The organism is Demequina iriomotensis (assembly GCF_000971395.1).
Taxonomy (GTDB): domain Bacteria; phylum Actinomycetota; class Actinomycetes; order Actinomycetales; family Demequinaceae; genus Demequina; species Demequina iriomotensis.
This window is the reverse complement of record NZ_BBME01000012.1, coordinates 233,095-255,553: the sequence shown is the minus strand read 5'-3', so window position 1 is coordinate 255,553 and position 22,459 is coordinate 233,095. Positions and strand designations below refer to the sequence as shown.

Here is a 22,459-nt window from a genome sequence, read left to right as displayed (position 1 = left end):
TCCAACGGAGCTGGTCCTGACACGCCGCGGCGCCCGGCGCATCGTGCCTCGATCCGCGGCGTGTCGGCGCGAACTCCGTTGCAGGTGTCAGCGGGGGGAGGGCGCGGCTCACGCCCGACGATGACAGAATGGGCGACCGTGCCCCCGCGCGGGACAGCCGTGCCCGGCCGGGCGAACCTTGGAGGACAGTCATGACCGAGCACATCGTCGCCGACCTGGCGCTGGCCGAGGCCGGCCGCAACCAGATCCGCCTCGCCGAGCAGGAGATGCCGGGCCTCATGGCGCTCCGCGCCGAGATGGGCGACGCCAAGCCGCTCGCCGGCGCGCGCATCGCGGGCTCGCTGCACATGACGGTGCAGACCGCGGTGCTCATCGAGACCCTGACGGCGCTCGGCGCCGAGGTGCGCTGGGCCTCGTGCAACATCTTCTCCACCCAGGACGAGGCCGCCGCGGCGATCGTGGTGGGCGACGGCACGTACTCGTCCCCGGCCGGCGTGCCGGTGTTCGCCATCAAGGGCGAGACCATCCCCGAGTACTGGGAGTACACCGACCGCATCCTCACGTGGGAGGGTCACGACGGCCCGACCATCATCCTCGACGACGGCGGCGACGCCACCGTGCTCGTGCACGAAGGCGTCCGCTTCGAGGCCCTCGGCGCGGTGCCCGCGCCGCTCGAGGAGGAGGACCCCGAGTACAACCTCGAGGTCGAGTCGATGCGCGCGGTGATCCGTCGCTCGATGGCGACCGACCCGACACGGTTCACGCGCATGGCCGCGGGCATCGTCGGCACCTCGGAGGAGACCACCACGGGCGTGCACCGCCTCGAGATCATGCACCGCAAGGGCGAGCTGCTGTTCCCCGCGATCAACGTCAACGACTCGGTCACCAAGTCGAAGTTCGACAACAAGTACGGCATCCGCCACTCGCTGCCCGACGGCATCAACCGCGCGACCGATGTGCTCATCGGCGGCAAGGTCGCGTTCGTGTGCGGCTACGGCGACGTGGGCAAGGGCGCGGCCGAGGCGCTGCGGGGCCAGGGCGCCCGCGTGGTCGTGTCCGAGGTCGACCCGATCTGCGCGCTCCAGGCGGCGATGGACGGCTACGAGGTCGCGCGCGTCGAGGACTACGTCGATCGCGCCGACTTCTTCATCACCACCACCGGCAACAAGGACATCCTCCGCGTCGAGCACATGGCCGCGATGAAGGACAAGGCCGTCGTGGGCAACGTGGGCCACTTCGACAACGAGATCGACATGGCGGGCCTCGCGCGCTCCGGCGCCAAGCTCACGCCCATCAAGCCGCAGGTCGACGAGTGGGTGTTCCCCGACGGGCACAGCATCATCGTGCTGAGCGAGGGCCGCCTGCTCAACCTCGGCAACGCCACGGGGCACCCGAGCTTCGTCATGAGCGCCTCGTTCACCAACCAGGTGATGGCGCAGGTCGAGCTGTGGACCAACCTCGCCGCGTACCCGCTGGGCGTGCACCGCCTGCCCAAGGAGCTTGACGAGAAGGTCGCGCGCCTCCACCTCGACGCGCTGGGCGTGCGCCTCACGGAGCTCAGCGAGTCGCAGGCCGACTACATCGGCGTGCCGGTCGCGGGCCCGTTCAAGCCCGACCACTACCGCTACTGAGCCACCCCCGGGCTCGGGACGCTCGGGACGCTCCGCACCGGTCAGTCGGCGTCGGGGATGCCGTAGGGCAGCGCGCGGAGCCGCGCGGCGTCGCTCTCCGAGCGGGCCATGCGCGCCGCCTCCACGCGGTGCTCGCGGTCCCTGCGCTCGACCAGCACCGCCGCGAGGAAGTCCTCGGGGTGCGTGCCCGCGGGCGGCAGCGGCGACACGTGCTCGGTGAACCGCGCGGAGAGCTGCGAGCCCACCCGCACGCGTGCCGCCATGTGCATCGTCGCGGCGCGACCCAGGAACATGCGCGCGGTCAGCGCGAGGCCGTCCGGCAGGCGGGTGATGTCTGCCGTGCGGGCCCACTCGGCCAGCGCGGGCGGCATCGCGAGCGGCGGCAGGGAGCGTCGCGCGCCGCGCGTGCGCATCGCGTACGTGCCCGCGACGTAGTCGCCGATGCGCTTGCCGCGGGTGCCGAACGCGGACACCCCGACGGCGAGCATCCCGAGAGTGGCGTAGATCTCGAGCACCCCGAGCAGCGCGCGCGCCGCGGCGTGCCGCACGCTCACCGGACCGCCGTCGTCGCGGACGATGCGCAGGCCCAGCGCCCAGCGCCCCAGCGACCGACCGCGGGTCAGGGTCTCGACCAGGATGGGCGCGAGGACCAGGCATGCGACCGTCCACACGGTGAGGATTGCGCGGACCCACGCGTCGTTGAGCTGCGCGACGGCGTCGGTGAGCATCGAGAAGCCGGTGGCCATCACGACCACCGTGACGATGACGTCGATCGCGCCCGACAGGATCCGCAACGGCACGGAGGCGGCGCCCGAGTCGAGCACCACGCCCTCGCCGATGAGAATCGAGTCCTCGTCCGTCATGCGTCCTCCCTGGCCCGAGCCTTGTGTGGCATCGTAGCGGCGTGGACATCGACTCCTTCGGCGCCGTGCGCGAGGCGCGCTGGGAGCGGCTCAGGCGGCTGAGCGGCTCGCGTCGGCTCACGGGTGCCGAGGCCGACGAGCTCACCCGCCTCTACCAGGCCACCGCGGGCGATCTCGCGGCGGTGCGCTCCGCGGCTCCCGAACCGACGGTGGTCTCGCGGCTCTCGGTGCTGCTCGCGAGCGCGCGCGTGTGGCTCACCGGCGCGCACACCGTCTCGACGCGCGACGTGTCGCACTACCTGTCGACCGGGTTGCCCGCGGCGCTCTACCGCGTGCGCTGGTGGGGCATCGGCGTCACCGTCGCGGTCCTCGCGCTCGCGTGGCTCTCCGCGTGGTGGACGCTCACCCATCCCGAGGCGCTCGAGCTCATCGGGTCGCCCGAGGCCCGCGCCGCGATCGCCGAGGAGGAGTTCGCGAGCTACTACACGGAGTACGACTCGAGCTCGTTCTCGGCGTTCGTGTGGACCAACAACGCGTGGCTCGCCGCCCAATGCATCGGCTTCGGCCTCACGGGGGTGTTCCCCCTGTTCCTCATGTACAACACGGTGATCCAGCTGGGCGCCGCGGGCGCGGTCATGGCGGAGGCCGGCGCGCTCGACATCTACTTCCAGCTCCTCGCGCCGCACGGCCTGCTCGAGCTCTCCGCGGTGTTCGTGGCGGCGGGCACGGGCCTCCGTCTCTTCTGGACGATGCTCGTGCCGGGACCGCGCCCCCGCGCGCGGGCGCTCGCCGAGGAGGGCCGCGGCGCGATGGGCGTGGCGCTCGGCCTGGTGATCGCGCTGTTCGCCTCAGGGCTCATCGAGGGCTTCGTCACGGGCTCCGCGCTGCCGTGGTGGCTCAAGGTGCTCATCGGCGTGATCGCCGTCGCGGCGTTCTGGATGTACGTGTTCCTCGCCGGGCGCGCGGCGACGCTCGCCGGCTCGCGCGGCGACACCGAGGGCGACTTCGCGACGGACCAGGTGGCGCTCGCGGGCTGACCCCCGTCCTTCGGACAGCGCCAACGGAGCGAGTCCGGGTTCGCGGGCGCGTCGGGCCGCATCGTGCCCCCGTCGCGGCGTGTCGCCGCGAACTCCGTTGCCACTGTCCGGCGGGGGAGGGCGCAGGGGCTACAGCCGACCCGCCGCCTTGAGCGCGAGGTAACGGTCGCACACCGCGGGGGCCAGATCGTCGGGCAGGGCGAGCACCACCTCGGCGCCGAGCTGGCGCAGCCGGGTCGCGACCGCCTCGCGCTCGAGCAGCGCCCGGGCGGCCGCGCCCGCGCCGTAGAGGGCGTCGGCATCCGCGCGGTCGGCGATCATCGCGCCCAGCTCGGGGTCCTCGACCGAGCCCACGAGCACCTGGTGGTGCCGCTGGAGCGCCGCGACCGCCTCGATGAGGCCCGAGTCGAGCGCGGAGGTGTCGACCGTGGTGAGCAGCACCACGAGCGAGCGCTGCGAGACGCGCGATCCCACCAGGCGCACGAGCGCGGGCCAGTCGGGCTCGACCAGCGACGCCTCGACCGTGGCGAGGGCCTCGGCGAGCTCGGTCATGAGCGCGGGTCCGGACGATGCGGCGCGCGCCTGCTCGACTCGGTCGAACGCGGTCGCCTGCACGCGGTCCCCGGCGCGCGAGGCCAGCGCGGCGAGGAGCAGGGACGCCTCGATCGAGGCGTCGAGACGTGGGGCGTCGCCGACGCGCGCCGCGGACAGCCGCGCGCAGTCGAGGACCACCACGACGCGCCGGTCCCGCTCGGGGCGGTAGGTGCGCACCACCACCTCGCCGCGACGGGCCGTGCCGCGCCAGTCGATCGCGCGGACGTCGTCGCCGATGACGTAGTCGCGCAGCGAGTCGAACTCGGAGCCGGCGCCCTTGAGCTGGACGGCGGTGCGGCCGTCGATCTCGCGCAGGCGCCGCAGGCGCGACGGCAGGTGGCGGCGCGACGCGAACTCCGGGAGCACGCGGAGGCGCGCGGGCGCCTCGAGGGACCGCTGCCTCCCTGCGAGGCGCAGCGGGCCGTCGGTCCGGATGGTGACCGCGCCCGCGTGGCGGTCGCCGCGGCGCGTCGGCGTCATCGGCGTCCGGAACGTGGCCGTCTCCCCGCGCGCGAGCGAGAACCGGTGACGCGCGTCGCCGGCCCCGGCGGACGGCTGCCACGCATCGCGCACCGCGCCGCGGATCCGGCGACGGCCGAGGTTCGCGACGAGCAGCGAGGTGCGCGTCGTCTGCGTGAGCCGGACGGAGGCGGGGGTGTCGCGGCGGACCCCCACGGCCGCGGTCGGCGGGGCGAGCCACGCGTCGAGCAGCGCGAGGGCGATCACCGCGAGCACCCACCCGAACGCGACACCGCGCGACTGGGTGAGCGTCGCGGGGACCACCCCCAGCGCCGCGAGCGCGACCGTCCAGCCGGTGATGTGCATGTCAGCGGGGCACCGGCACCGTGGACAGCACGGACGTGAGCACGGTGGTGGCGGTGACGCCCTCGAGCTCGGCCTCCGCGCGGATCCGCATGCGGTGGGCGAGCGTCCACGCGGCGAGCGCCTTGACGTCGTCGGGCGAGACATAGGTGCGACCCCGCATCCAGGCCCACGCGCGCGAGGTCTGCATGAGCGCGGTCGCGCCGCGGGGCGACACCCCGAGCGACACCGACGGGGCCTCGCGCGTCGCGCGGCACACGTCCACGATGTAGCCCACCACGTCGTCGGAGATCTCGACCGCGGCCACCTCGCGCCGCGCGCTCTCGAGCTCCGCGACGCTCGCGACGGGGCCGACGCCCGCCGCGGCGAGGTCGCGCGGGTCGAAGCCCGCGGCGTGGCGGCGCAGCACCGTCGCCTCGTCCTCGCGGCCGGGCAGCGGCACCGGGAGCTTGAGCATGAAGCGGTCCAGCTGCGCCTCGGGCAGCGGGTAGGTGCCCTCGTACTCGACGGGGTTCTGGGTCGCGATGACGAGGAAGGGGTCGGGCAGCGGGCGGCCCTCGCCGTCCACGGTGACCTGCCGCTCCTCCATCGCCTCCAGCAGCGCCGACTGCGTCTTGGGCGGCGTCCGGTTGATCTCGTCCGCGAGCAGGAGGTTGGTGAACAGCGGACCCTCGCGGAAGGAGAACGCGGCGGTGCGCGCGTCGTAGACCAGCGAGCCCGTCACGTCTCCCGGCATGAGGTCCGGCGTGAACTGGACGCGCTTGGTGTCGACCTCGAGCGACGCGGCGAGCGCGCGCACCAGGAGCGTCTTGGCGACGCCGGGCACGCCCTCGAGCAGCACGTGACCGCGGCATAGCAGGGCGATGACCAGCCCCGTCACGATCGGGTCCTGACCGACGACCGCCTTGCCGACCTCGGTGCGCAGGCGGCCGAGCGCCGCGCGGGACCCGCTGTCGGACGATGCGGCGGCGGGCGTCTCCTCGGCCGCAGGCGCCTCCTCGGCGACGGGGGAGGGCTCGTGAGGGGTGAAGTCGGTCACGGTCGGTGAACCTCGCTTTCGAGTGCGTCGAGCTCGGAGATCAGGGTGAGAAGGGCGGCGTCGTCCGCGGGGGCGGGGCCGTAGAGCATGCGGTCGACGTCCTGCGCGGGCCGGCCCGCGGCGCGCGCGATCGCGTTGACCAGCGTCGCGCGGTCCTCGGAGCGCGGGACACCGATGCGCCGGCCCATCCGCAGCGCGGCGGCGGCGCGCAACGATGCGGCCGAGCGTCCCGTCGCCCGCGCGCGCCGGTACAGGCGGGCCCTGCCGCGCGTGGCCTCGGACGCACGCACCACCACCGGCAGCGGCTCGGCTACGAGCGCGCCGAAGCGACGCGCACGCCAGAACGCGGCGACCAGCGCCGTGAGCGCGAGCGCGTAGAGCGCCGACCCGGTTCCGGGCGGCAGGAGGTCGGGGGTCGCCTCGACCTCGGTCGGCGCCTCGCCGCCGCCCGAGCCGGGCGTGGCGAGGAGGCTCGCGTCGAAGCCGTCCGCGACGTACCAGACGACGTCGGGGTGGCGCCCGAGCGCGCGGATCGCGAGCGCGGCGTGGCCTTCGCGGTCGAGCTGCGCGTTGGTGACCAGCGGCGTCGACGCGATGACCGTCACGGTGCGCCCGGCGCTCGTGGCCCTCGCGAACGCCGCGACGTCGCCGTCGAGGAAGCACAGCTCCGCGGAGTCGCCGGTCGCGACGAGGCCCCAGTCGCTCACCACCGCGGTGCCTGCGGCGCTCGCGTCGGGGTCCGCGCACGCCGCGTCGACCGTGCGGGGGAGGAGCACGGGCGCCTCGCGGGCGTCGACGCCGAGCGCGGCGAGCGACTCGTCCGACGATCCGAGCAGGACCACGTCGCCGGGGTAGCGCACCACCGAGTCGAGCTGACTCGGCGTGAGCAGATAGGGGTTCGCGATCACCACCGTCGTCGCCGAGGGATCGTCCACGCGCGCCTGGCCGAGGCGGTCGACCTGGCGGACCTCGACCCCGTGGTCCCGCAGGATCTGGGCGACCGCGCGCGTGCCGGCGGCGCGCGAGTTCTCCGTCGACAGCGGCACCACGTCGCCCGTGCGCGACCCGACGACCAGCAGCGCGAGGATCCCGACGAACACGAGCGCGGCGACGATGCCGAGCCGCCCCCGGCGGGCGCGGGCGCGCAGCCCCGGCCCGGGCGCGGTGGTGAGGAGATCCGCGCGCGCCGTCACGGCGTCGCCGCCGCGTCGGCGAGCCGTGGCCGTGCGCTCAGGCACGCGTCGAGCGTGCCGCTCACGTGCGCGTACGTCGACTCCGAGGCTGCCACGTGACCGTAGCGGATCCCGTCGAACGCGTCCGCGTCGACGGCGAGACGACCCGCGAGGGCCGGGAGGTTCAGGGCGGCCTCCGCGGCGGCCTCCGCCGCGGTGAGGCCGGCCGTGAGCGAGACGAGGTCCCGTTCGGCGAGCCTGAGGATGAGCGCGCGGTAGAGGTCGAGCGTGGCCTTCTGCCAGTCGCCGGCCCGCGCGGCCGCGCGGGCCCCGGTCTCGAGCTCCGCCGCGGACCGGTCGTCCTCGAAGAGCCCGGCGTCCTTCGCGCGGGCACGGCTGCGGCGCATCGGCCCCACCACGAGCCACAGCACGAGCGCGACGAGCCCCGCCACCACGGCCGCCGTGATCGTGGTCCCGACGGTTCCCGCATCGCCCCCGATGCCGTTGCCGATGCCATCGACCAGGTCGAGCAGCCAGCCGAGCACGCGGTCGAGCACCGACGTGCCGCCCTGGCCGTACTCGTCCTTCGCGAGCTCCTCCACGGCCCAGCGGCGCGCGGTGTCGGCGTCAGGGGTGAGCGGAGGGGCGTCGATGCTCACGCGCGACGCGCCTCCGCCGCCTCGGCGAGCGTGAGGTCGAAGCCTTCGTGGCGGATGCGGAGGTCGACGAGCATGAGCGCGAAGAGCGCGCCCATGTACGAGTACGTCAGCACGTAGGAGACCAGCGTCGAGATCGCGAGCACCGCCGCGAACGCGATGCCCACCGCGACCGCGTTGTCCGGGGCGATCGCGGTCACCCCGAGCGACGCGAAGCTGCCCAGCTGGCTCACCACGCTCGAGACCACCCCGATGAGCACCGCCGCGACGAAGACCACCAGGAAGGACCACCAGAAGCGGCCCTTGAGGAGCTGCCGCGCGCGCCTGATCGCCGCCACCGCGCCGCGGCGCTCGAGCACCACGATGGGGCGCGCGAGGCCGCCGACGAGCACGACGAGGAACGATGCGGCGAGCCCGACCGCGAGCACGACCACGACGCCGAGGATCACGCCGCCGACGCTGTCGCCCGACATCGCGAACACCGCGAACAGGACCGCGACGCCGAAGGCCCCGGCCCACGCGAGGCCCGCGAGCAGGTAGAGCAGCAGCAGTGCGCCGATGCGGGGGCGCACGGCTCCCCACGCGTCGCCGAGCCGGATGCGCTCGCCGAGGATGCCGCGCGACACGCCCGGGGCGACGATCGCGCTCGAGAGGATGTCTGCGAGCAGCGCCGCGACGACCGCGGCGATGAGCACGCCGATGGTCGTGGCGTCGACCCTCAGGTCCTCGGTGGCGTCGTAGAACAGCAGCGACGCATCGGAGAACAGCAGCCAGAAGCCGACGACCAGCAGCGCGGTCGCCGCGAGGGTGAGCAGCAGCGGCCCGCCCACCACGACGCCCCGGTTGAACCGCATGGCGCGGAACGGGAGGCCCAGGAGGTCCCCGAACCCGAGGGGGCGCAGCGGCATGAAGCCGGGCTGCCACGACGCGGAGGTGGGGATGCGGGACGCGGGCGGAGGGCTCGCCGGCGCCGGCGCGGGAGCCGATCCGAGGGTGGGTGCGCTATCAGGCACGATGCCGCCGGGCGCGGCCCACTCCGAGCGATCCTCGCGGTCGTCCATGCCGTCCCTCCGGTGGTGTCCGGCCCATCCTGCCACGGCCTGCGCGGGCTCCGGGGGAGCGCTCGGCATAATGGGTCCATGACGGCGAAGATCCTGGTGGTCGACGATGACCCCGCGGTGTCCGAGATGCTCGGAATCGTCCTGCGCGGCGACGGCTTCGAGACGGTGTTCTGCGATCACGGCGACGAGGCGGTGGCGGCGTTCAGGGCGACCAACCCGGACGTGATCCTGCTCGACCTCATGCTGCCGGGCACGAGCGGCATCGACATCTGCCGCGAGATCCGCGCCGAGTCGGGCGTGCCGATCATCATGCTCACGGCGAAGTCGGAGACGGTCGACGTGGTGCTGGGCCTCGAGTCCGGGGCGGATGACTACGTCCCCAAGCCGTTCAAGCCGCGCGAGCTCATCGCCCGGGTCCGCGCGCGGCTGCGCCGCAACGACAACGCGACGCCCGCGGTGGTGCGCGTCGCCGACCTCGAGATCGACGTCACGGGGCACCGCGTCACGCGTGGCGGCGAGCTCATCCCCCTCACCCCGCTCGAGTTCGACGTGCTCGTCACGCTCGCGCGCTCGCCGGGGCAGGTGTTCACCCGCGAGGTGCTCCTCGAGGACGTGTGGGGCTATCGCCATGCCGCGGACACGCGCCTGGTCAACGTCCACATCCAGCGGCTGCGGGCAAAGGTCGAGCGCGACCCGGAGAACCCCGAGATCATCGTGACGGTGCGCGGCGTGGGCTACAAGGCCGGTGGCGTCGGGTCGTGAGGCTCACCCCTCGCTCCCTGTGGGCGAACCTGGCCAAGGGCCCGCGACGGGTCTGGCGCCGGTTCCGCGGCTCGCTCCTGCTGCGGGTGGTCGCGACCACCACGGTGCTCGGGCTCGGCGCGGTGATCGTCATCGGCGCGATGGTGAGCACGCAGATCCGCGACGGGCTCGTCGAGACCCGCGTCCAGCGCATCCTCGACGAGACGGCCCGTGACGGCGCGGGCGCGCAGGAGAACGTCGATGCGTCGACGGCGGAGACGTCGGGCGACCTGCAGCAGCTGGTCTACGACCTCGCGGACGGCCTGGGTGCGCTCGGCGGCAGCTCGCGCGGACTCGTGATGCTGCGCGATCCGTCGAACTCCTCGGGCGTGCTGCTGTCGCCGCCCGTGTCGGACACCGCGCTCGTCGATGTCATCACCCCGGAGATGCGCGCGGAGGTCCAGTCGGGCCAGGACCAGTCGTGGCAGTTCGTCGCGCTGCCCGACGGCGGCGACCCCGGCGTCGTGGTGGGGATGCCCTTCACCATCCGGGTCGCGGGCGCGTACGAGCTCTACTTCGTCTACTCCCTCGCGGACGAGGAGTCGACGCTGCAGCTCATCCAGCGGGTGCTCGCGCTCGGCGGCATCGCGCTCATGGGTCTGCTCGCCGTGCTCACGTACCAGGTGACGCGCCAGACCGTGCGCCCCGTGCGCCAGGCGGCTCGCGTCGCGTCGCGGCTCGCGGAGGGGATCCTGTCCGAGCGCATGACGGTGCGCGGGCAGGACGAGATGGCGACGCTCGCGCGGACCTTCAACGAGATGGCCGAGTCGCTCCAACGCCAGATCACGCGCATGGAGGAGCTGTCGCGCCTGCAGCGCCGCTTCGTGTCCGACGTGTCGCACGAGCTCCGCACGCCGCTCACCACCATCCGCATGGCCGCGGACGTGCTGCACGATGCGCGCGGCGGCTTCCCGCCCGAGGTCGCGCGCTCGGCGGAGCTGCTCGACACCCAGATCGACCGCTTCGAGTCCCTGCTGGCGGACCTGCTCGAGATCTCGCGCATCGACGCCGGCGCCGCCCAGCTCGAGTTCGACGAGATGTCCGTGGCCGACGTGGTGCGGGACCAGGTCGAGGCCATGGTCCCCGCCGCGCGCAGCCTCGGCGTCCACCTGCAGCTGTGGGTCGCCAAAGGCAGCCACGTCGCCTCCATCGACCGCCCGCGCGTGGCGCGCATCGTCCGCAACCTCCTGTCCAACGCGATCGAGCACGCGCAGCGACGCCCGGTCGACGTGGTCGTCGCCTCGTCGAAGCGTGCCGTCGCCGTCGTGGTCCGCGACTACGGCATCGGCCTCACCCCGCAGCAGGCGCAGCGCGTCTTCGACCGTTTCTGGCGGGCCGATGCGGCGCGCGCCCGGACCATGGGCGGCACCGGGCTCGGCCTCTCGATCGCGCGTGAGGACGCGCAGCTGCACGGCGGCCGGCTCGAGGCGTGGGGGCTTCCCGGCAAGGGCGCGAGCTTCCGCCTGCAGCTGCCGCGCACGTCGCAGGGACTCGGCCAGCACCCGCCGCTCCCGTTGGTGATCGCCGAGCTCGACTACGGCGCGATCGCCGAGCCGGTGACGCTCGAGTCCGATCGCAGGGAGGTGGCCCCATGAGGCGCAGGCTGACGGCGGTATGGGCTGCGGCCGCGCTCGCGCTCGGCGCGTGCGCGACCATCCCCACCACGGGCGAGGTGAACGAGGGCACCGGCGAGGTCGAGGGCGCCGAGCCCGTGGTGCCGTTCGCCGAGGGCCCGCAGATGGACGCGAGCGTCAACTCCATCGTCTCCGGCTTCATCCAGGCCACCGCGGCGGGATTCGCCTCGGACTTCTCGGTGGCGCGCGAGTACCTCACGGTGCCGGCGCGCGCCGAGTGGGACCCGCTCGCCGAGGTCACGGTGTTCGATTCGGGCGCGCTCACGCCCGACTACGACGAGGGAGCCGGGCGCGTCGTCTACTCGGTCCCCGTCGCGGCCTGGATCGACGATGCGGGCCGCATGACCGAGGCGGAGTCCGGCACTCAGACGCAGCTCGAGTTCCAGGTGGCGCGCGGCGTGGCCAACCAGTGGCGCATCGCAGGCCTCGAGGACGGCTCGCTGGTCGCGGAGGCCACCTTCAACCAGGTGTTCCTGCCGGTCACCCTGGTCTTCGCCTCGGCGGACGGGAGCACCGCCGTGCCCGAGCAGCGCTGGCTGCCCCAGGCGAACGTCGCGACGTGGGCCGCGCGCGAGCTGGTGGCGGGGCCGTCGCCGTGGCTCGCGAACGCCGTCACGACGGGCTTCCCCGCGGGCGCCGCGCTCGCGGTCGACTCGGTGGTGGTGACCGACGGCGTCGCGAAGGTGCAGCTCTCCTCGCAGTCCGCGGGCACGCCGGCGCAGCGCGCGCTCGCCGAGCAGCAGCTGCGTCTCACCCTGACCGCGCTCCCCGGGATCCGCGAGGTGGACGTCACGGTCGGCGGTGTGCCGCTCGTGACGGAGCAGGAGGACACGCTGTCGCGCGAACCGGTCCCCGCGAGCGTCGCCGCGCTGTTCATCGACGGCCGGCTGGGGCTGTGGGACGGGGACGAGATCCGCGTGGTGCCCGACGACGCGGGCGCGTTGCCGGCGGACGCCGACGCGCTCGCGACCTCGTACGCGGGCACCCGCACGGCCTTCCGCGTGGGCGGCGACCGCATCGTCGTGTCCGACGCGCTCGCCGGCGGGGCCGACTCGCTCATCGCCCGCGACGAGGAGGGCGAGCCCGCGGGGGAGATGGCCGTCACCACGCTCGTCGAGGGCGCGGCGCTGGTGCCGCCCAGCTTCGATCGGTACGGATGGGTCTGGACCGCGGAGGCGGCGGAGCCCGAGGCGGTGACGGCCGTGTCCGACGACGGCATGCCGACCCTGCTCGACGCGCGCTGGCTCGCGGGCCGGACGGTGCAGCAGGTGGTGCCGTCGCGCGACGGTGCGCGGCTCCTGGTCGTGTCGGGCGCCGGCGCGCAGACGGTGGTCGAGGTGGTCGAGGTGGTGCGGTCGGAGTCGGGCGAGCCGCTCAGCATCGGCGAACCGCTCCAGATCGGCGCCAACGTCGGTGCGGTGACGGACGCGATCTGGGTCGACGATCTCTCGGTCGCGCTCCTCGGGTCCTCCGCCGGCGAGGAGACCGCGCCGCTGTGGGTGATCTCGGTGGGCGGACGGACCACGCAGGACGCCGCGGTGGCCGATGCGGTGGCGATCTCCGCGCGCCACGGCGACCGGTCGATCACGCTCGTGTCCGAGGACGGCACCGTGCGCGAACGCGCCGGCACCGGCTGGTCCACCATCGCGTCGGGCGTCGACGACCTCGCGTACGCGGGCTGAGCCGGGTCCCGGGCGAGGTCCCCGACGCCGCCGGGCGGCGCATCGTCCCCAGGCCCGGGGGGGTGTGCGGGCGGCCGGGCGTGCCCGACGGCACGATGCGCGTATGACGGAGAGCGGTCCGGGAGCGGCGGTGCGGCTCGGGCGGCTCGTGGTGCCGGTCGAGTGCCCGGGCTGCGGCGCGGACGACGTGCGCTGGTGCGACGAGTGCGAGGCGCCCTGGTGGGAGCCGCCGCTGCGATGCGAGACCGGGGCGCCGCGGCTGTCCGCGCTCGACCCGCCGCTGCCGGTGTGGTCGATCGCGGAGCTCGACGGCCCGGTGCACGGCGTCATCGCGGCGTGGAAGGACGCCGGGCGGCGGGACCTCGGCGCGCTGCTCGGGGCGGCGATGCGGCGCGCGGCGGCCGAGGTGGCGCCGGCGCTCGCGTCGGTCGTGGCGCCGGGCGCCGCGCCGGTGGCGGTCGTGCCGTGCCCCGCCCGGGCTGCGCACACCCGCCGGCGCGGCGCGGACCTGCCCCGGGCGCTCGCGGAGGCCGCCGCCGCCGGGCTGTCCGACCGCGGCTTCCCGGCCGCGGTCCGGGCCGTCCTGGTGCCCGGGCGCGGCGCGTCGCGAGGGGCCGGCGACCGCGGCCGGTGGCGCGCGGGGGCGCCCCGCGCTAGCCGCGACGCATGGGTCTCGCGAGAGGCGTCGGCGGCGCTGCTGGTGGACGACGTGGTCACCACCGGCGCGACGCTCGCGCGGGCCGCGGACGCGCTCGCGGGCACCCCGATCGTGCCCGTCGGGGCGCTCGTCCTGGCATCGGCCCAGGGTCCGTCGCGGGGGCCCTCGGTTGGTCGCGGATGACGGCGGCGAGGTCTATGGTGGGAGGTCCAGGACGACGAAGAACGTCGGACACCTTCCAGGCGAGGAGGTGGTGCCCCGGGCGCGACAAGCGCCGACCCCTTGCCCCTGGCCCGTGCATGGGCCACAGCGACAGTGAAGGAGTTTTCGTCATGGACATCGCCATCGTGGGACGTCACACCAAGGTCTCCGAGGACATGCGGCAGAAGATCTTCGAGAAGATGGAGAAGGTCGAGGCCCTCGCCCCTCGCGCCACGCGCGCTGACATCCATGTGGTCCATGAGAGGAATCCCAAGCAGAGCAGCGATCGGGAGCGCGTCGAGATCACGGTCCGTGGACGCGGCGTCGTCCGCGCCGAGGCCGCAGCGGAGGACCGCTTCGTCGCCCTCGACGGCGCGATGCAGAAGCTGACCGAGCAGCTGCGCAAGCTCCACGAGCGCAAGGCGCACCGCCACCAGGGAAAGGCCGGTCTCCACACCGTGCCGCCCGTCGAGGCGCTCGCGGGCGAGAGCGAGGACCGCGCCGGCAGCGTCGAGGCATGGGAAGGCGCCCCCGAGGGCTCGCACCGCGAGATCCCGATCGACGGCACCCCGATCATCATCCGCTCCAAGACCCACTCCGCGGCTCCCATGACCATCGCCGACGCCGTCGACCAGATGGAGCTCGTGGGGCACGACTTCTTCCTCTTCCATGACAGCGACTCCGGGCTCGCGTCTGCGGTGTACCGCCGACGCGGCTGGACGTACGGCGTCATCCACCTTGAGCAGGGGGAGGCGGAGCAGGCGCGCGAGACCGCCTGACCTCCGTCGCGGCGGGGCTGCGCCCGGGTAGATTTCCCGGGTGCAGCCCCGCCACTTCCTGTCCGTCGTCCTCGCCGCGACCCTGTGGGGCACGGGGGGGCTGCTCGGCACGCTGCTGGCCGACGCGGCCGCCGTGCCGCCCGCATCGGTCGCGATGTGGCGCATGCTCATCGCGGGTGCGGTGCTCACCGCCTGGCTGCTCGCCCGTCGCGCGCCGGTGCTGCGCGGGCTCGACCGGCCGATGGCGGTGCGGATCCTTGCGACCGGATCCCTCACCGCGGTGTTCGAGGTCCTGTACTTCACCGGCGTCGCCCTCGCGGGCGTGGGTCTCGCGACGCTCGTCGCGATCGGCTCGGCGCCCGTGTGGGTCGCGTTGTGGGACTGGTGGCGCCACGGCGACAGGCCGGCGGGCCGCCGCGTGCTCGCCCTCGGGGTCGCGGTCGCCGGCCTCGTGTCGCTGCTCGGATCGTCCCTGTCCGTCGGCGACGGCGCCGCGATCGGCGTGGCGGTCGCGGTGGTGACGGGCGCGGCCTTCGCGGGTGTGACGGTGGTCAACCGCGAGCCGGTGCCGGGGCTCGGAGCCGCGCGGCTCACCGCGCTGTCGTTCGCGGCGGGCGGCGTGCTGCTCGTCCCCGTCGCGCTGGCGCTCGGCTGGGGCGCGCCCGCGGGCGCGCAGGCGTGGGGTTACGCCGTCGCGCTTGGCGTGATCTCGACGGCTCTCGCGTACGTCCTCTACCTCGGCGGGCTGCGTACCGTGCCGCCCTTCGTCGCGACCATCGTGTCGCTGCTCGAGCCGCTCGTCGCCGCGGTGCTCGCGGCGATCGTGTTCGGGGAGAGGCTCGGATGGCCAGGTGTCGCGGGCGGCGCGGCGCTGGCCGCGGCCATCGTCCTGTTGCGCCCTCAGCGAGACGAGCCGGAGAGCATCCACTGACCGCCTACGATGGTCGAGGACTTGCATGGGTTGACGAGGAGCGCGACGTGGCATTGATGGACCGCATCATCCGTATGGGCGAGGGGCGCGAGCTCCGCCGGCTCGAGAAGGTGGTGACGCTCACCAACGCGCTCGAGGCCTCGTACGAGGCCATGTCCGACGACGAGCTGCGCGGCCTCACCGACGAGTTCAAGGAGCGCCGCGCCAACGGCGAGTCGCTCGAGGACCTCATGCCCGAGGCGTTCGCCGCGGTGCGCGAGGCTGGGCGCCGCACGCTCGGCATGCGCCACTTCGACGTGCAGCTCATGGGCGGCGGCGCGCTCCACCACGGCAACATCGCCGAGATGAAGACCGGTGAGGGCAAGACCCTGGTCGCCACGCTCCCCGCCTACCTCAACGCGCTCGAGGGCAAGGGAGTGCACGTCGTCACGGTGAACGACTACCTCGCGAGCTATCAGTCGGACCTCATGGGCCGCGTGTTCCGCTTCCTCGGCATGACCACCGGGTGCATCGTCTCCGGCCAGTCGCCCGAGGTGCGCCGCCGCCAGTACGAGGCGGACGTGACGTACGGCACCAACAACGAGTTCGGCTTCGACCACCTGCGCGACAACATGGCGCTGCAGCCCTCGCAGCTGGTGCAGCGCGGCTACCATTACGCGATCGTCGACGAGGTCGACTCGATCCTCATCGACGAGGCCCGCACCCCGCTCATCGTCTCCGGCCCCGCGTCGGGCGACAACAATCGCTGGTACGTCGAGTTCGCGCGCCTGGTCCAGGACATGGAGGTCGACGTCGACTACGAGGTCGAGGAGAAGAAGCGCGCGGTCGGCGTCCTCGAGCCCGGCATCGACAAGGTCGAGAAGGCGCTGGGCGTCGAGAACCTCTACGACCCCGCCAACACCCCGCTCATCGGGTTCCTCAACAACGCGATCAAGGCCAAGGAGCTGTTCCGCAAGGACCGCGACTACGTGGTCCAGGGCGGCGAGGTCGACATCGTCGACGAGCACACCGGGCGCCTGCTCAAGGGCCGTCGCTACTCCGAGGGCCTCCACCAGGCCATCGAGGCCAAGGAACGCGTCCCGATCAAGGCGGAGAACCAGACCTACGCGTCGATCACGCTGCAGAACTACTTCCGCCTGTACGACAAGCTCGCCGGCATGACCGGTACTGCGCAGACGGAGGCGGCGGAGCTGCACTCGACCTACGGCATGGGCGTCATCCCGATCCCCACCAACCGCCCGATGGTCCGCCAGGACCAGGCGGACCTGCTCTACAAGAACGAGCAGGCGAAGTTCGCCGCCGTCATCGACGACATCCTCGCGCGCAATGCGAAGGGCCAGCCGGTGCTCGTGGGAACCGTGTCGGTCGAGAAGTCGGAGTCGCTGTCGAAGGAGCTGCGCAAGCGCGGCATCGACCACACCGTCCTCAACGCCAAGCAGCACGAGAAGGAGGCGGCCATCGTCGCCGAGGCGGGCCGCAAGGGCGCCGTCACCGTCGCGACCAACATGGCCGGCCGCGGCACCGACATCATGCTCGGCGGCAACCCCGAGTTCCGTGCCGTCGCGACGATGCAGGAGCGCGGCCTCGACCCGAACGAGAGCCCCGAGGAGTACGAGAAGGTCTGGAAGGACGTCTTCGCTCAGGCGAAGGCCGACGTCGAGACCGAGCGTGACGAGGTCCTCGAGGCGGGCGGCCTCTACGTGCTCGGCACCGAGCGTCACGAGTCGCGCCGCATCGACAACCAGCTCCGCGGCCGCTCCGGACGCCAGGGCGATCCGGGCGAGAGCCGCTTCTACCTGTCGCTCGACGACGACCTCATGCGGATGTTCCAGTCGGGCCTCGCCGCGTCGGTGATGAACTCGTCGGCGCTGCCGGACGACATGCCGATCGAGTCGAAGGTCCTCACCCGCGGCGTCGCGAGCGCGCAGGCGCAGATCGAGGGCCGCAACCACGAGATCCGCAAGAACATCCTCAAGTACGACGACGTCCTCAACTCGCAGCGCCACATCATCTTCGGCGAGCGCCGCCGCGTGCTCGACGGCGAGGACCTTCACGAGCAGATCCAGTCCTTCATCAAGGACGTGGTCGCGGCGTACGTGCGTTCCGCGACGCTGGTCGGCTCGCCGGACGACTGGGACCTCGAGGCCCTGTGGAAGGACCTGCGGACCGTCTACCCGGTGTCGATCGAGATCGACGAGATCATCGAGGAGGCCGGCGACCTGTCCGGCCTGTCCACGGACTTCCTCGAGCGCGAGCTCGTGGCCGATGCGCGGGTCCAGTACACGTTCGTCGAGACCAAGCTGGGCGAGGACGTCCTGCGTCAGGTCGAGCGCCAGGTGCTGCTCCAGGTGATGGACTTCAAGTGGCGCGAGCACCTCTACGAGATGGACTACCTCAAGGAGGGCATCGGGCTGCGCGCGATGGGCCAGCGCGATCCGCTCATCGAGTACCAGCGCGAGGGCTTCCAGCTGTTCGAGGCGATGTCAGACGCCATCAAGGAGCAGGTGGTCTCGATCCTGTACCGCGTCGAGAAGCGCGAGCAGCAGGCTCCCGTGACCGCCGAGTCGGCGGCGGCGACCGCGCAGGCCGCCGCGGTGGCACCCGCGACCCCCCTCCCGGGCGGCGGCGCCGCGACGGCCCCCGGCCCGGCGGGTCAGCGCATGGTCGCGACCCCGGCCTCGGGCACCATGGGCAGCCCCGTGCAGGCCCGCATGGGTGCGCTGACGTTCTCGGGTCCGTCGCAGGACGGCTCGGGCCAGGCGACGGCCACCAAGACGGCCGAGGGTGCGAAGCCGTGGGACGACGGCCGCACCTTCCCGGGCGCCGGCAAGAACTCGCCGTGCCCGTGCGGCTCGGGTCGCAAGTACAAGATGTGCCACGGGAAGAACGAGGAGGACGCGGAGCTGTAGGCCCCGCGAGCCTCGGGACGAGGGCGGTACCCCCACGGGTGCCGCCCTCGGCTGCTGTCCCGGGGCGTCACGCCTCAGCCGATGTCGAGGACGGTGATGACCCACCGGCCCGCGAGGTCCTCGAGGCGGATCGCGACGGCGTGCACCCGGTCGCCGATCGCCGCGACGGCGGCGATCTCGGTCGCCGTGGGGGAGACCCGGCATGCACGCGCGCGGAGGATCGTGGCGGGCACCCCGCCGCGCCGTCCGAGGCGCCGCGCGAGCGAATGCTGGCGAGCGAGCCGCTCTCGCACCTCCGGCGTGATCCACCTCCGCAGGGACTCGAGCCCGTCGCCGCCGTGGACCACCTCGATCGCCGTGAGCGCGCTCGTGCATGCGAGCGGAGTCGGGTCCCCGAGCGTGGCGCGTCGCCGTCCGTAGACGTCGGGGCGCGGCGGCCTCGGCGCCCAAATCGGCTCCGCGCTCATCGGGACGCCTCCGGGGCTGGCGCGGCGGGCAGCGCGGGGAGCACGAGCCGCAGCCCCGGATGGATGAGGTCCGGGTCCTGACCGATCGCGTCGCGGTTGCGCTCGTAGAGCGCGGGCCAGGCGGAGGCGATCTCCGCGGGGGAGGCCGCGGGCCCGAGCAGCTCCGCCGCGATCGACCACAACGAGTCGCCCGGGGCGACCACGCGAACAGGCACGCCTGCCGTCGCGGACGAGGCGTCCGACCCGTGGGCAGCGGCGGTGGCCGCCCCGGGTCTGGGCGCCGCCCCGGGTCTGGGCGCCGCCCCGGGTCTGGGCGCCGCATCGGGGACGCGGGCCGGGTACGGCGCGGCGACAGCGGGGGTCCACACGGCGGTCGCGGTCTCGACCGGGAGCCATCCGCCCGACGGCGGCGGCTCCGCGGCGTCGGCCGCGCCCGCGCCGAGCATGAGCGCGGCGATCCCGGCCGCCGCGGAGCGCGCGAGCCTCCCGCTCGTCGCGGGAGCGGGACGGCCGCGCACGCGGGCGGCGAGCGCCGCCGCGACCTCGAGCAGGAAGCGTGCCGCGACGGCCGCGCCGATGGCCCCCGCGACCACGGCGATCGCGTCGCCCGGCTCCCACCGCCACGCGTCGAGCGTCGCGGCCGACCGCCACGCCATCGCGCCGGCCGCGGGACCGCCCGCCGCGGCGAGGACGGTCGCGACGATCCCCAGAGCCGAGGCCTCCCGCACCGGGCGTGCGGCGGCCGTCGCGTCCGTGGGGGCACCGTGTGCAGGTGATGCTGTTTCGGTCATCTTCGTTGCCATTTCATGTCGTTTGATGATGTTTGATACCTCCTGATGTAGTCCGTTTCTTCCGTTCTGTCCACCCGGTCTGGTCGGTTGTGGACGGCGCGGCTACCGTGGCGCCATGCGCTGGGACCTGCTGTTCGCCGACCTCGAGGCCGCGCTCGACGCGACCGAGCGCGGGGACGTCGAGGCCGAGATCGCCGAGCGTGCGCGCGACGAGCGCGCCCAGGTGGCGCTCGCCGGGCGCGCCCTCGCGCACGTCGGTGGCGACGTGCGCATCGTCCTCGCCGACGGCAGTGTGGTCGCCGGCGCGCTCGCCGACGCCGCCGGCTCCTGGTGGCTGCTCGACTGCGCCGGTGGTCAGGTGCTCGTGCCCTGCGCCGCGATCGCCGGGATCGACGGGCTGGGCCATGCCGCCACCGCGGTGGGCGAGGTGCGGCGACGCATGGGTCTCGGCGTCGTGCTCCGCGAGCTCGCGGAGTCGGGCGGTCGCGTGGCGGTCGACACCGCGGCGGGGCGCTGGGAGGGGGTCATCGCCGCCGTCGGCGCGGACCACCTGGACCTGATGGCGCGCACCACGCGCGCCGTGCCGCTCGCCGCGATCCTCGCGGTGCGGTCTCTCTAGCGCGCCTCGCGCTCCCGGAGGTGCTCGCGTGCGGCCGCGTACTGACGCGAGATGTAGCCCTCGAGCTCGGCCTCGTCCACGCGCCACTGGCCCCGGCCGCCCACCTGGATCGCGGGCAGGTCCCCCGAGCGCACGAGCGCGTACGCCTGCTGCGAGGAGATGTTCAGGATCTCCTGAACGTCGCTGAGCTTGAGGAACCTGGGCGGCACCTGGCCATTGTGACATGGCGCGGGCAGGCGTGCCCGAATGTCCACAGGCCTTCCCGTCGCCCCTGTCACCAGGCATGATGGACGCGAGTCCACGAAGTCGCCGGGGGGTGTGACGATGCGTGATCACGGGGTGCCGGTCGTCGCCAGGCTGCGCGCGCCCGGTTGGCGCGACCCGCGCCTGGTGGTCGGGGTGCTGCTCATCGCGCTCGCGGTGGCCGGGGTGGTGACGGTCCTGCGCGCCGCCGATCGCACGGCACCCGTGTACGTCGCCGCGAGGGACCTCGCGCCCGGGACGGTGCTCGACGCGGACGCGGTCGCGATCGCCCACGTCCGCGTGGGCGCCGGGTATCTCGACGCGGGCGCGGACGCGCCGTGGGGTGCCGTGGTCGCGCGTGCGGTGGGCGCGGGCGAGCTCATCCCGGCCGGTGCCGTGGTGCCGAGCGAGGACTTCGGCAGCCGCCGCGTCGCGGTCGTCGCGACGTCGCCGGTCTCCGCCGACGTGGGGACCGGAGCCGTGGTCGACGTCTGGGTGACGCCCGCGGAGGGCGGCGGCTCGGCTCGCGCGGGCGAGGCCCTCATCGTGGCCGCCGTCGAGCGCGACGAGGACGCCTTCGGGCTCGGCGGCGAGACCGTCTACGTCGTGGTCGAGGAGGCCGCCGTCGGCGGGCTCCTCGACGCGCTCGCCACGGCGGGAGCGGTCGCCGTGGTGGGGTCGGGGTGAGCGCGCCGATCGCGGTGATCGTGGCCGTGCGCGGGGCGGAGGAGGCCCGCGTGGTGGCCGAGCTCGACGGGCAGCCGGGGATCGTCGTGGTGCGCCGCTGCGCGGACCTGCCGGAGGCGATCGCCGTGGCGCGCGCCGGCCTCGGCTCGGTGGCCGTGCTGTCGGAGCAGCCGCACCTCGACGCCGACGCGGTCCGCGCGATGAGGGCCGCGGGCGTCGGGGTCGTGGGTGTCTCCTCCGGACCGGCGGAACGGCTCGAGGCGCTCGGCGTGCGCGTCGCGACCAGCGACCTTGCGGACGCGGTGAGGGCGGCCCTGTCGCAGCCGGCGCCCGTGTTCGAGGCGCCGCCCGAGCGTGGCTCCGGGGCGGTGATCACGGTCTGGGGGACGGGCGGCGCGCCCGGACGGACCACCGTCGCCGTCAACCTCGCCGCGGAGGCGGCGCTCGGCGGGCGCCGGACGGTGCTCGTCGACCTCGACACCTACGGGGCATCCATCGCGAGCGCGCTGGGCCTCGTGGACGAGGTCCCGGGCGTCGCCGCGGTCGTGCGCGCGGCCGCCCGCGGCGAGGACGTGCCCGCCCTGTTGGACCGGCACCTGCTCGACGTCGCGCCTGGACTGCGGGTGCTGACGGGGCTCACGCGCGCCGCGCGATGGCCCGAGGTCACGGCGGGCGGGCTCGAGCGGATGTGGCCCGCCCTGCGTGCGATCGCGGACGTGGTGGTGGTCGACGTCGCCGCGCCAGCCGAGGCCGGCGAGGCGGCAGGCGCGCTCGCGGGCGGGCCGAGGCGGGACGCCGCGACGCTCGCCGCGCTCGCGCAGGCCGATGCGGTGGTGGCGGTCGGCGGCGCGGAGCCGCATCAGCTGGTCCGACTGGTTCACGCGCTGCTCGACCACCCCGGCGCGATGCCGGTGGTCGCCGTCAACCGGATCCGCGCCTCGGTCGCCGGGCCGCGACCGGAGGATGCCATCGCGGCAGCCTTGGGCCGGCACGCGGGCGTCACCGAGGTCTGGCCGCTGCCGTGGGATCCGCGCGCATGCGATGCGGCCGCGCGCGACGGCCGGATGCTCGCGGAGGCGGCGCCGCGGTCGCCGCTGCGCGCCTCGATCGCGTCGATGACCGCGGCGGTGCTGGCCGCCGCGCGCGCCTCGCGGGACGCGCCGGCGGCGGTGCCAGACTGAG

Annotated in this window: 21 protein-coding genes; 12 read left to right on the top strand and 9 right to left on the bottom strand. The window is 74.1% G+C overall.

What is annotated here, in order from left to right:
* Positions 1–191: 191 nt before the first annotated feature.
* Positions 192–1,631 carry an adenosylhomocysteinase gene (ahcY, locus tag AOM09_RS08025; protein WP_062386544.1) on the top strand — a complete coding sequence of 480 codons (1,440 nt, stop codon included), beginning with the start codon at positions 192–194 and terminating at the stop codon, positions 1,629–1,631.
* 41 nt (positions 1,632–1,672) lie between these two features.
* Here ahcY and AOM09_RS08020 read toward each other — a convergent pair whose 3' ends face one another.
* The gene (locus AOM09_RS08020; protein WP_062386542.1) at positions 1,673–2,494 is read right to left on the bottom strand and encodes an RDD family protein; all 822 of its coding nucleotides are present in this window, start codon (positions 2,492–2,494) and stop codon (positions 1,673–1,675) included.
* Between the two features lie 41 nt (positions 2,495–2,535).
* Here AOM09_RS08020 and AOM09_RS08015 point away from each other — a divergent pair, with 41 nt between their 5' ends.
* Positions 2,536–3,531 (top strand): stage II sporulation protein M, encoded by a 996-nt coding sequence (locus tag AOM09_RS08015; protein ID WP_062386541.1) that lies wholly within the window; start codon positions 2,536–2,538, stop codon positions 3,529–3,531.
* 129 nt (positions 3,532–3,660) lie between these two features.
* On the opposite strand, the gene AOM09_RS08010 is transcribed toward AOM09_RS08015, so the two are convergent.
* From AOM09_RS08010 to AOM09_RS07990, 5 genes are read right to left on the bottom strand one after another with little or no spacing between them, the layout of a single operon-like run.
* Positions 3,661–4,950, bottom strand: a complete 1,290-nt coding sequence (locus tag AOM09_RS08010) for a DUF58 domain-containing protein (protein ID WP_062386539.1) — start codon at positions 4,948–4,950, stop codon at positions 3,661–3,663.
* 1 nt (position 4,951) lies between these two features.
* Positions 4,952–5,986, bottom strand: coding sequence for an AAA family ATPase (locus AOM09_RS08005; protein ID WP_062386536.1), 1,035 nt, complete (start codon positions 5,984–5,986; stop codon positions 4,952–4,954).
* Positions 5,983–7,224 carry a DUF4350 domain-containing protein gene (locus AOM09_RS08000; RefSeq protein WP_062386534.1) on the bottom strand — a complete coding sequence of 414 codons (1,242 nt, stop codon included), beginning with the start codon at positions 7,222–7,224 and terminating at the stop codon, positions 5,983–5,985. The genes AOM09_RS08005 and AOM09_RS08000 overlap by 4 nt, the downstream gene beginning before the upstream one ends.
* On the bottom strand, positions 7,176–7,817 hold the full coding sequence (locus AOM09_RS15190; protein WP_062386531.1) for a DUF4129 domain-containing protein: 642 nt from the start codon (positions 7,815–7,817) through the stop codon (positions 7,176–7,178). Before AOM09_RS15190 ends, AOM09_RS08000 begins: the two co-directional genes overlap by 49 nt.
* Entirely contained in the window at positions 7,814–8,875 is a 1,062-nt protein-coding gene (locus tag AOM09_RS07990) for a hypothetical protein (RefSeq protein WP_062386528.1), read from the bottom strand. Before AOM09_RS07990 ends, AOM09_RS15190 begins: the two co-directional genes overlap by 4 nt.
* Positions 8,876–8,953: 78 nt before the next feature.
* Between AOM09_RS07990 and mtrA the strand changes: the two genes are divergently transcribed.
* The 7 genes from mtrA (at position 8,954) to secA (ending at position 18,470) form a co-directional block, all read left to right on the top strand.
* The gene (gene mtrA, locus AOM09_RS07985) at positions 8,954–9,637 is read left to right on the top strand and encodes an MtrAB system response regulator MtrA (RefSeq protein WP_062302758.1); all 684 of its coding nucleotides are present in this window, start codon (positions 8,954–8,956) and stop codon (positions 9,635–9,637) included.
* Entirely contained in the window at positions 9,634–11,271 is a 1,638-nt protein-coding gene (gene mtrB / locus AOM09_RS07980; protein ID WP_156162293.1) for an MtrAB system histidine kinase MtrB, read from the top strand. The genes mtrA and mtrB overlap by 4 nt, the downstream gene beginning before the upstream one ends.
* Positions 11,268–12,992, top strand: a complete 1,725-nt coding sequence (locus tag AOM09_RS07975) for an LpqB family beta-propeller domain-containing protein (RefSeq protein ID WP_062386525.1) — start codon at positions 11,268–11,270, stop codon at positions 12,990–12,992. The genes mtrB and AOM09_RS07975 overlap by 4 nt, the downstream gene beginning before the upstream one ends.
* A gap of 103 nt (positions 12,993–13,095) precedes the next feature.
* A complete protein-coding gene (locus AOM09_RS07970) occupies positions 13,096–13,833 on the top strand; it encodes a ComF family protein (protein WP_062386523.1) in 738 nt (245 codons plus the stop codon).
* Positions 13,834–13,982: 149 nt separating this feature from the next.
* Entirely contained in the window at positions 13,983–14,630 is a 648-nt protein-coding gene (gene hpf, locus AOM09_RS07965; protein WP_082098951.1) for a ribosome hibernation-promoting factor, HPF/YfiA family, read from the top strand.
* 40 nt (positions 14,631–14,670) lie between these two features.
* Positions 14,671–15,561 carry a DMT family transporter gene (locus tag AOM09_RS07960; protein ID WP_062386515.1) on the top strand — a complete coding sequence of 297 codons (891 nt, stop codon included), beginning with the start codon at positions 14,671–14,673 and terminating at the stop codon, positions 15,559–15,561.
* Positions 15,562–15,617: 56 nt separating this feature from the next.
* Positions 15,618–18,470 carry a preprotein translocase subunit SecA gene (secA, locus tag AOM09_RS07955; RefSeq protein WP_062386513.1) on the top strand — a complete coding sequence of 951 codons (2,853 nt, stop codon included), beginning with the start codon at positions 15,618–15,620 and terminating at the stop codon, positions 18,468–18,470.
* A gap of 74 nt (positions 18,471–18,544) precedes the next feature.
* Here secA and AOM09_RS07950 read toward each other — a convergent pair whose 3' ends face one another.
* A complete protein-coding gene (locus AOM09_RS07950; protein WP_062386511.1) occupies positions 18,545–18,937 on the bottom strand; it encodes an Rv3235 family protein in 393 nt (130 codons plus the stop codon).
* A complete protein-coding gene (locus AOM09_RS07945; RefSeq protein WP_156162292.1) occupies positions 18,934–19,728 on the bottom strand; it encodes a LysM peptidoglycan-binding domain-containing protein in 795 nt (264 codons plus the stop codon). The genes AOM09_RS07950 and AOM09_RS07945 overlap by 4 nt, the downstream gene beginning before the upstream one ends.
* Positions 19,729–19,843: 115 nt before the next feature.
* On the opposite strand from AOM09_RS07945, the gene AOM09_RS07940 reads away from it, so the two are divergent.
* On the top strand, positions 19,844–20,347 hold the full coding sequence (locus tag AOM09_RS07940) for a hypothetical protein (RefSeq protein ID WP_062386506.1): 504 nt from the start codon (positions 19,844–19,846) through the stop codon (positions 20,345–20,347).
* Here the strand turns inward: AOM09_RS07940 and AOM09_RS07935 are convergent.
* On the bottom strand, positions 20,344–20,556 hold the full coding sequence (locus tag AOM09_RS07935; RefSeq protein ID WP_062386503.1) for a helix-turn-helix transcriptional regulator: 213 nt from the start codon (positions 20,554–20,556) through the stop codon (positions 20,344–20,346). The genes AOM09_RS07940 and AOM09_RS07935 overlap by 4 nt on opposite strands.
* A gap of 115 nt (positions 20,557–20,671) precedes the next feature.
* Between AOM09_RS07935 and AOM09_RS07930 the strand changes: the two genes are divergently transcribed.
* Both AOM09_RS07930 and AOM09_RS07925 read left to right on the top strand, forming a co-directional pair.
* On the top strand, positions 20,672–21,277 hold the full coding sequence (locus AOM09_RS07930) for an SAF domain-containing protein (RefSeq protein WP_169747632.1): 606 nt from the start codon (positions 20,672–20,674) through the stop codon (positions 21,275–21,277).
* Positions 21,274–22,458, top strand: a complete 1,185-nt coding sequence (locus AOM09_RS07925) for a CpaE/TadZ family protein (protein ID WP_062386498.1) — start codon at positions 21,274–21,276, stop codon at positions 22,456–22,458. The genes AOM09_RS07930 and AOM09_RS07925 overlap by 4 nt, the downstream gene beginning before the upstream one ends.
* Position 22,459 lies beyond the last annotated feature (1 nt).

What these genes read in the sequence shown, in the direction of transcription:
- ahcY (WP_062386544.1), top strand. Translation starts at nt 192, where the DNA reads ATGACCGAGCACATCGTCGCCGACCTGGCGCTGGCCGAGGCCGGCCGC.
- AOM09_RS08020 (WP_062386542.1), bottom strand. Translation starts at nt 2,494, where the DNA reads ATGACGGACGAGGACTCGATTCTCATCGGCGAGGGCGTGGTGCTCGAC.
- AOM09_RS08010 (WP_062386539.1), bottom strand. Translation starts at nt 4,950, where the DNA reads ATGCACATCACCGGCTGGACGGTCGCGCTCGCGGCGCTGGGGGTGGTC.
- AOM09_RS07990 (WP_062386528.1), bottom strand. Translation starts at nt 8,875, where the DNA reads ATGGACGACCGCGAGGATCGCTCGGAGTGGGCCGCGCCCGGCGGCATC.
- mtrA (WP_062302758.1), top strand. Translation starts at nt 8,954, where the DNA reads ATGACGGCGAAGATCCTGGTGGTCGACGATGACCCCGCGGTGTCCGAG.
- AOM09_RS07975 (WP_062386525.1), top strand. Translation starts at nt 11,268, where the DNA reads ATGAGGCGCAGGCTGACGGCGGTATGGGCTGCGGCCGCGCTCGCGCTC.
- AOM09_RS07970 (WP_062386523.1), top strand. Translation starts at nt 13,096, where the DNA reads ATGACGGAGAGCGGTCCGGGAGCGGCGGTGCGGCTCGGGCGGCTCGTG.
- hpf (WP_082098951.1), top strand. Translation starts at nt 13,983, where the DNA reads ATGGACATCGCCATCGTGGGACGTCACACCAAGGTCTCCGAGGACATG.
- secA (WP_062386513.1), top strand. Translation starts at nt 15,618, where the DNA reads ATGGACCGCATCATCCGTATGGGCGAGGGGCGCGAGCTCCGCCGGCTC.
- AOM09_RS07950 (WP_062386511.1), bottom strand. Translation starts at nt 18,937, where the DNA reads ATGAGCGCGGAGCCGATTTGGGCGCCGAGGCCGCCGCGCCCCGACGTC.
- AOM09_RS07945 (WP_156162292.1), bottom strand. Translation starts at nt 19,728, where the DNA reads ATGACCGAAACAGCATCACCTGCACACGGTGCCCCCACGGACGCGACG.
- AOM09_RS07940 (WP_062386506.1), top strand. Translation starts at nt 19,844, where the DNA reads ATGCGCTGGGACCTGCTGTTCGCCGACCTCGAGGCCGCGCTCGACGCG.
- AOM09_RS07930 (WP_169747632.1), top strand. Translation starts at nt 20,672, where the DNA reads ATGCGTGATCACGGGGTGCCGGTCGTCGCCAGGCTGCGCGCGCCCGGT.